Raw genomic sequence first — 8,938 nt, forward strand, 5'->3', positions numbered from 1 at the left:
GTTAGGCTGACCTCCGCCTGGAGAGCTGCCCGAGCGGCCTAAGGGAACAGTCTTGAAAACTGTCGTGGCGTGACCCGTCACCGTGGGTTCGAATCCCACGCTCTCCGCCGGTAGGGGAAAACACCTGCTCAGGGCGGGTGCCGACATCGAGTCGGCACCCGCCTTCGCGCTTTGCGGGCAGCGGGGCTTGACCCTGACACCGTGGGAGGCCGTGCACTGGGAGCACCATGTTGAACATCGGAGACTTCGCCAGGCACGGCCGGGTGTCGGTGCGGATGCTGCGCCACTACGACGCCATCGGACTGCTGCACCCCGCCCGGGTGGACCCGGTCAGCGGCTACCGCTTCTACCAGGCGGCCCAACTCGCCCGGCTCAACCGGGTGATCGCGCTCAAGGAGCTGGGCTTCACGCTCCAGCAGGTGCGGGCCGTCCTGGACGAGGAGGTGGACGCGGCCGAACTGCGCGGGATGCTGCGGCTGCGGCGCGCCGAACTGGCCGAGGCGATCGCGGCGGACACGCGGCGACTGGCCCGGGTGCGGGCGAGGCTCCGGACGATCGAGAGCGAGGGGACCATGTCCACGCACGATGTCGTGGTGAAGCCGGTGCCGTCCGTCCGGGCGGCCGAACTGAGCGCGGTGGCGGCGAGCTACCAGCCGGAGGACATCGGGCCGGTGATCGGCCCGCTGTTCGCCGAGCTGTGCCGCCGGCTGGCGGCGGCGGGGGTGGCCGAGACCGGCCCGGCCGTGGCCCGCTACGAGGAGGCCCCGGAGGGCGGCGGGGCGGTGCTGGTCCGCGCCGCGGTCCCGGTCGGGCCGGGGGTGCGGGCGGGGGAGCACGACTTCGACGTGGTCGACCTGCCCGCGCTCGACCACGCGGCGACGGTCGTCCACCGCGGGTCGATGGACGACGCGGTGGGCGCCTTCCAGGAGCTGGCCCACTTCATCGAGGCCAACGGCTACCGCTCCACCGGCTACGCCCGCGAGCTCTACCTGGAGTGCCCGGACGACCCGGCCCACTGGGTGACCGAACTCCAGGAACCCGTCGAGCCGCAGTAACCCGCGACGCAGGCCCCGCCGGCCCCACCCGCCGGGGCCTGCACGGCCCTCCGCCCTGTCTTCCTCCGTTGGCCCTCCGGCAGAGCCGTTCCCCCATCCCCTGCCCCGCAGGGCCCACTTGCCGGGGCGCCTGTACGGCCCTCCGCCTCCTTCCCCCGTCCGCTCCCCGGCGGAGCCGTTCCCCCACCTCCTGCCCCGCAGGGCCCACTTGCCGGGGCTTCGCCCGGCGGGCAGAGTGCGGGGGACGACTGCGGGCGGTGAGCGGAGGCGGCGATGGGTGATCTGACGGATCGGCTGGCGCAGGGGCTCCCGCCCGGGGCGGTCGTCGTGGACGAGGACGTCCTGGACGCCTACCGCCACGACATGGCGGGGTTCTGCGCCGCCGGGACGCCCGCCGTCGTCGTGTTCCCGGAGACCGTCGAGCAGGTGCAGCACGTCCTGCGGACCGCCACCGACCTCCGCGTCCCGGTGGTGCCGCAGGGCGCGCGGACCGGGCTCTCCGGTGCCGCGAACGCCGTCGACGGCTGCGTCCTGCTGTCCCTGGTGAAGCTGAACCGCATCCTGGAGATCGACCCGGTGAACCGGATCGCGGTCGTCGAGCCGGGCGTGGTCAACGCCGAACTCTCGCGCGCCGTGGCCGACTTGGGTCTGTCCTACCCGCCGGACCCGTCCAGCTGGGAGTCCTGCACGATCGGCGGCAACATCGGCACCGGCGCCGGCGGCCTGTGCTGCGTGAAGTACGGGGTCACCAGCGAGTACGTGCTCGGGCTGGACGTCGTGCTCGCGGACGGGCGCCTGTTGTCCACCGGCCGCCGGACGGCCAAGGGCGTGGCCGGGTACGACCTGACCCGGCTGCTGGTCGGTTCGGAGGGCACGCTGGGCGTGGTGGTCCGGGCGGTGCTGTCGCTGCGGCCCGCCCCGCCGCCGCAGCTGGCACTGGCGGCGGAGTTCCCGAGCGCGGACGCCGCCGGGGCCGCGGTCTGCGCGGTGATGGCGGGCGGTCTGACCCCGTCGCTGATGGAGCTGATGGACGCGGTCAGCGTGCGGGCGGTCAACGAGATGGGGCGGATGGGCCTGCCGGCGTCCACCCAGGCGCTGCTGCTGGTGGCCTTCGACGGGCCGGACCGGGCCGCCGAGCTGGCGCGGGTGGCCGAGCTGTGCCGGGCGGCGGGGGCGACGGAGGTCGTGCCGGCCGAGGACGAGGCGGAGTCCGAGCTGCTGCTGGCGGCCCGGCGGCTGGCGCTCCCGGCCCTGGACCGGCTGGGGACCACGATGATCGACGACGTGGCGGTGCCGCGTTCGCGGCTGGCCGAGATGCTGAACGGCGTCGCGGCGATCGCCGAGCGGCACGCGCTGACCATCGGCGTGGTGAGCCACGCGGGGGACGGCAACACCCATCCGATCGTCATCTTCGACGCCTCGGACGAGGAGGAGACGGCACGGGCGCAGCGCTCCTTCGACGAGATCATGGCGCTCGGTCTGGAGCTGGGCGGCACGATCACCGGCGAGCACGGGGTCGGGCTGCTCAAGCGGGACTGGCTGGCGCGCGAGCTGGGGCCGGTGGCGCTGGACCTGCAGCGGCAGCTGAAGGCGGTCTTCGATCCGCTGGGAATCCTCAATCCGGGCAAGATGGTCTGATCTTCCGACGGTCGCAGCATCATTCCTGAATGATGGTCTTCATAAGTCGCCGATTGTCGACATGGTCGGGTCGTCGAACTTTTCGGGGGCGCGTCTTCCCTTGCTGTGCGCCCAGGGTGGCGCGGTGATTTTTTCGTGCGCTCCTTCGCGCGGCCTCGCGCGGGGTCGGCTAGGGCTTCGCAGGGCGTCCGTTCGGATGAAATCCCAGCTCAGGATAGGTGTGTCGAAGCGCTGTCCCGCTGTCGTGCCGTTATGCGGGGCCTTGGTGGATATCACGCTAACGGGCGAAAACTGCTCCGTCAGGTGGTGCTTTGTCGATTTGTTGCGGAAGTCTGTCTCTCGGCGTCGCAGCCCGCAGGTGTTCGTCTGGCCGGCGAACTCCCGCACACATTGCACGATTTACCGTTTCTTGGAGGTTCTCATGGTTCGCATCCACACCCGTCGGGTGGCCGGTTTCCTGGTCGCCGCTCCGCTCGCGGCCGGTCTGCTGCTCGCTGGTGCCGGTGCTGCGGCGGCCGACAACGGTGCGATGGCGGGCGCCGGTTCCAACGCCGGCGTCGTCTCCAACACCGGCACCGGGAACGTCTTCGGCGGTGTCGACGGCAACTACGTCTCCACCCAGCAGACCGCCACGGGTTCCGGCGCCTCGAACCAGAACAACACCCTCGCCGCGAAGGACAACGCGGGCACCATCCTGGCCGACCAGTCCAACAAGAACGTCAACATCGTCTTCGCGCCGATCCTCCACTGATCCGGGCGCACTCCACCGTCGGCGGGGGCGCCGGAGGTGGGTGGCCGCGGGTGAGCTGAGCACCCGCGGCGGGGCTCGGAACGGTCGCGATCGATGCGACGAGCGCATGACCGGCCAGCGGAAAGGGTCGCCGCGAACCGGCCTCGTGGGCGGTGCCGTCACCGGCACCGCCCACGCGTGCGTCCGGGGCCGGGGCCGCCCGAACGGCTCCGGGGACCGCCGCCGTCAACCGTCCGGGTGCGTACAGCCAGGGCCCGCGCCCGGAGTCGTCCGACGGCGGCGGTACGGTTGCGCCCGACAGCACACCGCGCGCGCCCGGGTCCAGGAAGGCCCGGCCGGCCGCGGCGGCGGACGCGGCGACCGGAAGGAAGGGCGCGATGGCAGCGGAGGAGGAGGGCCTGACCGGCCCGGGCGAGGCCGGGTCCGCACCCGGCCCGGACCCGAGGTCCGAGTCGCGGCCCGAGTCGCGGGACGAGCACCGCGATGAGCACCGGGACGAGCCCCGGCCGGAGCCGAGGTCCGTGCCCGAGCTGCTGCTCGGCCGCCCGCCGATGGCCCGGCCGCTGCCGACCTTCGACGCCGAGGCCGCGCCCGCCGAGCCCGGCCCGCTGTTCGCGGACTGGCTCACCACCGCCCTGGACGCCGGCGTGCTCGACCCGCAGGTGGTCACCCTCTCCACGGTCGACGCCGACGGCCTCCCGGACGCCCGGGTGCTGGTGCTGCGCGACGTCGACGCGAGCGGCACCGGCTGGGTGTTCTCGGCCGCCGCCGACAGCCCGAAGGGCCGTCAGCTCGCCGACCACCCGGCCGCCGCGCTGACCGTCTACTGGCCGCAGCTGGGCCGGCAGGTCCGGGTCCGCGGCACCGTCGAGCGGGCCGCCGACCTGGTGGCGGCCGCCGAGTTCGCCACCCGCTCCCCGGCCGCCCGGGTGGGCGCGCTGGTCGGGCGCCAGAGTGAGCCGCTGGCCTCGCTGGAGGAGTACGACGAGGCCGTCGCGGTCGCCCGGCGCCGCCTGGAGGCCACGCCGGACGCCGTCGCGGCCGGCCACGCCGTCTACACGCTCTGGGCGCACGAGGTCGAGTACTGGCAGGGCGACGCCGAGCGCCGCCACATCCGCCTCCGCTACACCCGCACCGGCCCGGTGCGCACCCCCGAGTGGTCCCGCACGCTGCTCTGGCCCTGAGACCTCCTCAGGAGTTCACCTGCGCCCGGTCAGCGTCGCGCCGACGCTGGCCGCCACCACGCAGCCGATCCCGGCCAGCTGGGGCACGCCCAGCAGCTGGCCCAGCACCACCAGGCCGACCAGCGCACTGACCGCCGGCTCCAGGCTGACCAGCACGCTGAACACCCGCTGCGGCATCCGCCGCAGCGCGGTCATCTCCAGCGCGTAGGGGATCACCGGCAGCAGGAGCGACACTCCGGCGACCGAGGCGAGCAGCACCACCGGCGAGGCGTCCGGCGCGGTCAGCCCGTGCCACGCCTCGCCGAGGCCGAACGGCGCCAGCGTGATCGCGCCGACCGTCATCGACACGGCGAGGCCCTGGAAGCCCTGGAACGCGGCGCCGACCTTGTCGGTGAAGAGGATGTACAGCGCGTAGCAGGCGGCCGCGCCGAACGCGAAGAGCAGGCCGACCGGGTCCAGCGAGCCGCCGCCGTCGCCCTCGCCGAGCAGGGTCAGCAGGGCGACCCCGGCCGCCGCGAGCAGCGCCCACAGCAGGTGGCTCGCCCGCCGGGCGAAGACCAGGGCGACCGCGAGCGGGCCGAGGAACTCGATGGTCGCCGCGGTGCCCATCGGCAGCCGGTCGACCGCCCCGGCGAACAGGAAGGTCATCCCGGCCGAGGCCATCCCGAGCAGGGCCGCTGCGGCGAGGTCGCGCGGGCGCTTGTCGCGCAGCTTCGGCCGGGTGACGGCGAGCAGGATGACCGCCGCGAAGCCGAGCCGGAGGAAGGTCGTGCCGCTGACCCCGAGCGGGCCGAAGAGCGGTTTGGAGAGCGCGATCCCGGTCTGCACGAGGAACATCGCGGTCAGACACAGAAGCGGCGCCGGGATGCTCTCCGGGCGCCGCAGGAACTTGGGGAGCCGGCCGGTGGGCCGGCCGGGCCGGAGATCGGGTGGTGCCGCGGGGCCGGGCGCCTCGCCTCGTCGCCAGCTGCCGCGCTCGCCGGCGGGCTCGCCCTTGGGGGCGGGCGGCATGGCAAGGGCCTCGGCGACGGCCGTGGTGGCCGGCGTCGGGGCGGCGGTTTCGCCGGGCATGGAGGTGGGCATGGTGACGAGTTTGCCGTAAGGAGTGCAGAACGGGCAAGCTCGTTACAAAATTCGGGACGGAAGCGGACGGGTGCGCCCGAAAGGGTGGGCGCGGGCGGGCCGCGCGGCGTGGTTGACGCGTTCATCCGATGGTCCGTCAGTATCACGGATTGATGCGCTATCTCCGCCCCACGGCCCTCGTCGCCGCCGCCCTCGTGCTCCTGCTGGCCATCGACGGAACCGGTGCGAGCGCCGAGGCCACCGCCCCGGCCGCCGTCGCCCTCCCCACCATCCGACCGCTCGCGCTGCCCGACCGCGCGGGCCCGCCCAAACCCCGGGGCGCCTTCAGCGGCCTCGCCTTCGACGTCTGCACCGCGCCCCCGTTGTCCACCATGCAGACGTGGTGGGACAACTCCTCGTACAGCGCGATCGGCATCTACACCAGCGGGTCCCAGCGCGCCTGCTCCCAGCCCCGGCTGACCGCCGACTGGGTCAGCCAGGCCCGGGCGATGGGCTGGCGGTTCCTGCCGGTGCACGCCGGGTCCCAGGCGCCGTGCCTCGACCCCGCGCGCAAGCCGCTGCGGATCGACCCGGCGCACGCGGCCGACCAGGGCCGCTCCGAGGCCGACGAGGCGGTCGGCGGGCTGCAGGCGCTCGGCTTCGGCCCGGGCAACCCGGTCTACATGGACATGGAGGCGTACCCGAGGAACGACTCCGCCTGCGCCCAGGCCGTCGTCGACTTCGCCCTCGGCTGGACCCAGCGGCTGCACGAGCTCGGCTACACCTCCGGGTTCTACTCCAGCTTCAGCTCCGGCATCGCCGACCTGTCCGCCGCGGCCTGGGCCCACAGCTCCCCGCTGCCGGACGCCGTCTGGTACGCCAAGTGGGACGGCCACGCCGACACCAACGCGCCCGCCCCGCTCGGCAATGACCTGTGGGTCTACCACCAGCGGGCCCACCAGTACCAGGGCAACGTCAAGGACACCCACGGCGGCGTCACCCTCACCGTCGACCGCGACTACGTCGACGGTCCCGCGGCCGGCTGAGCGGGCGGCCGAGCGGGCGGCCGGGGCCCGTCAGCCGCCGAACGGCAGCCAGCCCCGGCCGAGGCAGTCCCCGCAGGTCTCGGTGATGTACCCGGTCCCCGTCCGGTCGGCCCGCACGCCCAGCCGCGCCCGCGTCCGCACCCCGCCCGAGCAGTTCGGGCACGGCACCCGGAACCGCACCGGCTCCCATCCCACCTGCGGGCCGTCCTGGCTCTCGTCCATGGCGTCCAGTATCACGTGCGGCCGGCGCGCCCTGCGGTCCCGTGCCCGGTCCGTGATCCGTGCAACGGGGTCGGGATGCTGACAGCGGCCGGACGGAACGGCACAATCGGGCACGTCCGCGCCCATTACCGCCCGGTAGGTGCCGCAGGCGCACCCGCCGGTGCCGCCAGGTCAAGGAGGACCCGTGTTCAGCACGATGCAGGACGTACCGCTCACCGTCGCGAGGATCCTGGAGCACGGGTCCACGATCCACGCCCGGTCGACCGTCACCACGTGGGACGGCACCGGACCGGTCGTCCGGACGTACGCCGAGGTCGGGGCGCGGGCCGCCCGGCTCGCCCACGCGCTGCGCGACGAACTCGGGGTCACCGGCGACGACCGCGTCGGCACGCTGATGTGGAACAACGCCGAGCACCTGGAGGCCTACCTCGCCGTCCCCGCCATGGGGGCCGTGCTGCACACGCTGAACCTGCGCCTGCCCGCCGGACAGCTGTCGTTCATCGTCAACCACGCCGCCGACCGCGTGGTCATCGTCAACGGCACCGTCCTTCCGCTGCTCGCCGCCGTCCTGCCGGAGCTCGCCCCGACGCTCAAGCACATCGTGGTGAGCGGCCCCGGCGACCGCTCGGTGCTGGCCGGCTTCGCCGGCACCGTCCACGACTACGAGGACCTGATCGCCGACCGGCCCACCGCGTACCCGTGGAGCACCGAGATCGACGAGCGGCAGGCCGCCGTGCTCTGCTACACCTCCGGCACCACCGGCGACCCGAAGGGCGTGCTCTACAGCCACCGCTCGGTCTACCTGCACTGCCTCCAGGTGAACACCGGCGACAACTTCGCCTTCACCCCGCGCGACACCGCGCTGCCGGTCGTCCCGATGTTCCACGTCAACGCGTGGGGCATCCCGCACGCCGCCTTCATGTCCGGTGCCAACCTGCTCATGCCGGATCGTTTCCTCCAGCCCAAGCCGATGGCCGAGATGATCGCCGCCGTCCGACCCACCGTCAGCGCCGCCGTCCCCACCATCTGGAGCGGCCTGCTGGACGAGCTCGACGCCGGCGACTACGACACCTCCAGCCTGCGCATGGTGGTCATCGGCGGCAGCGCCTGCCCGCCGTCGCTGATGAAGGGCTTCGAGGAGCGCCACGGCATCAGCGTCATCCACGCCTGGGGCATGACCGAGACCTCGCCGCTCGGCTCCTTCGCCCAGCCGCCCGGCGGCCTCACCCCCGAGGAGGAGTGGCCCTACCGGATCACCCAGGGCATCTTCCCGGCCTCCGTCGAGGCCCGGCTGATCGGCCCGGGCGGCGAGCGGATGCCCCACGACGGCGTCGCGGCGGGCGAGTTGGAGGTTCGCGGCCCCTGGATCGCCGGCGCGTACTACGGCGGCGCCGGACAGGACCCGCTCCGCCCGGACGACAAGTTCTCCGAGGACGGCTGGCTGCGCACCGGCGACGTCGGCACCATCACCGCCGACGGCTACCTGACCCTCACCGACCGAGCCAAGGACGTCATCAAGTCCGGCGGCGAGTGGATCTCCTCGGTCGACCTGGAGAACCAGCTGATGGCCCACCCCGAGGTGGCCGAGGCCGCCGTGGTCGCCGTCCCGGACGAGAAGTGGGGCGAGCGCCCGCTGGCCACCGTCGTGCTGCGCCCGGGCGCCACGGCCGGGCTGCCCGAACTGCGGGCCTTCCTGGCCGGGCGGATCGCCTCCTGGCAGCTGCCGGAGCGCTGGTCGATCGTCGAGTCGGTGCCGAAGACCTCGGTCGGCAAGTTCGACAAGAAGGTGATCCGGGCCAGCTACGCGGCGGACGAACTGGACGTCACGGTGCTCGGCAAGGAGTGACCGCGGTACGACGGAGGGGGGGGGGCCCCCCCCCGGGGGGGGGGGGCGCGCGGGGGGGGGCGCCCCCGGGGGGGGGCCCCCCCCCGCCCCCCCCCCCCGCCGCGCCCCCCCCGCCCCCCGCGGCGCGGGGTGGG

The 8,938-nt window shown here is 73.8% G+C and carries 8 protein-coding genes and 1 tRNA gene; 7 read left to right on the forward strand and 2 right to left on the reverse strand.

The annotated features are described in order from the left end of the window. The first annotated feature begins 19 nt into the window (after positions 1 to 19). The 5 genes from ACFV4G_RS21730 (at position 20) to ACFV4G_RS21750 (ending at position 4,628) form a co-directional block, all read left to right on the forward strand. Positions 20 to 107 (forward strand) — tRNA-Ser (locus ACFV4G_RS21730). 120 nt (positions 108 to 227) lie between these two features. Continuing rightward, the gene (locus ACFV4G_RS21735; protein WP_380442798.1) at positions 228 to 1,055 is read left to right on the forward strand and encodes a MerR family transcriptional regulator; all 828 of its coding nucleotides are present in this window, start codon (positions 228 to 230) and stop codon (positions 1,053 to 1,055) included. A gap of 273 nt (positions 1,056 to 1,328) precedes the next feature. Further along, entirely contained in the window at positions 1,329 to 2,693 is a 1,365-nt protein-coding gene (locus ACFV4G_RS21740) for an FAD-binding oxidoreductase (RefSeq protein WP_380442800.1), read from the forward strand. Between the two features lie 421 nt (positions 2,694 to 3,114). Then, positions 3,115 to 3,444 carry a hypothetical protein gene (locus ACFV4G_RS21745; RefSeq protein ID WP_380442802.1) on the forward strand — a complete coding sequence of 110 codons (330 nt, stop codon included), beginning with the start codon at positions 3,115 to 3,117 and terminating at the stop codon, positions 3,442 to 3,444. Positions 3,445 to 3,821: 377 nt separating this feature from the next. After that, positions 3,822 to 4,628, forward strand: a complete 807-nt coding sequence (locus tag ACFV4G_RS21750) for a pyridoxal 5'-phosphate synthase (protein WP_380442804.1) — start codon at positions 3,822 to 3,824, stop codon at positions 4,626 to 4,628. Between the two features lie 15 nt (positions 4,629 to 4,643). Here the strand turns inward: ACFV4G_RS21750 and ACFV4G_RS21755 are convergent, their stop codons facing one another. Next, complete coding sequence (locus ACFV4G_RS21755; RefSeq protein ID WP_380442806.1) at positions 4,644 to 5,711, reverse strand: DMT family transporter; 1,068 nt, start codon at positions 5,709 to 5,711, stop codon at positions 4,644 to 4,646. A gap of 152 nt (positions 5,712 to 5,863) precedes the next feature. Here ACFV4G_RS21755 and ACFV4G_RS21760 point away from each other — a divergent pair, with 152 nt between their 5' ends. Beyond that, complete coding sequence (locus ACFV4G_RS21760) at positions 5,864 to 6,736, forward strand: DUF1906 domain-containing protein (protein WP_380442808.1); 873 nt, start codon at positions 5,864 to 5,866, stop codon at positions 6,734 to 6,736. Between the two features lie 30 nt (positions 6,737 to 6,766). On the opposite strand, the gene ACFV4G_RS21765 is transcribed toward ACFV4G_RS21760, so the two are convergent. After that, complete coding sequence (locus ACFV4G_RS21765) at positions 6,767 to 6,958, reverse strand: hypothetical protein (RefSeq protein ID WP_380442810.1); 192 nt, start codon at positions 6,956 to 6,958, stop codon at positions 6,767 to 6,769. Positions 6,959 to 7,142: 184 nt separating this feature from the next. On the opposite strand from ACFV4G_RS21765, the gene ACFV4G_RS21770 reads away from it, so the two are divergent. Next, the gene (locus ACFV4G_RS21770) at positions 7,143 to 8,804 is read left to right on the forward strand and encodes a long-chain fatty acid--CoA ligase (RefSeq protein WP_380442813.1); all 1,662 of its coding nucleotides are present in this window, start codon (positions 7,143 to 7,145) and stop codon (positions 8,802 to 8,804) included. The last annotated feature ends 134 nt before the right edge of the window (positions 8,805 to 8,938 follow it).

It is taken from the genome of Kitasatospora sp. NPDC059747 (assembly GCF_042732955.1).
GTDB lineage: Bacteria > Actinomycetota > Actinomycetes > Streptomycetales > Streptomycetaceae > Kitasatospora.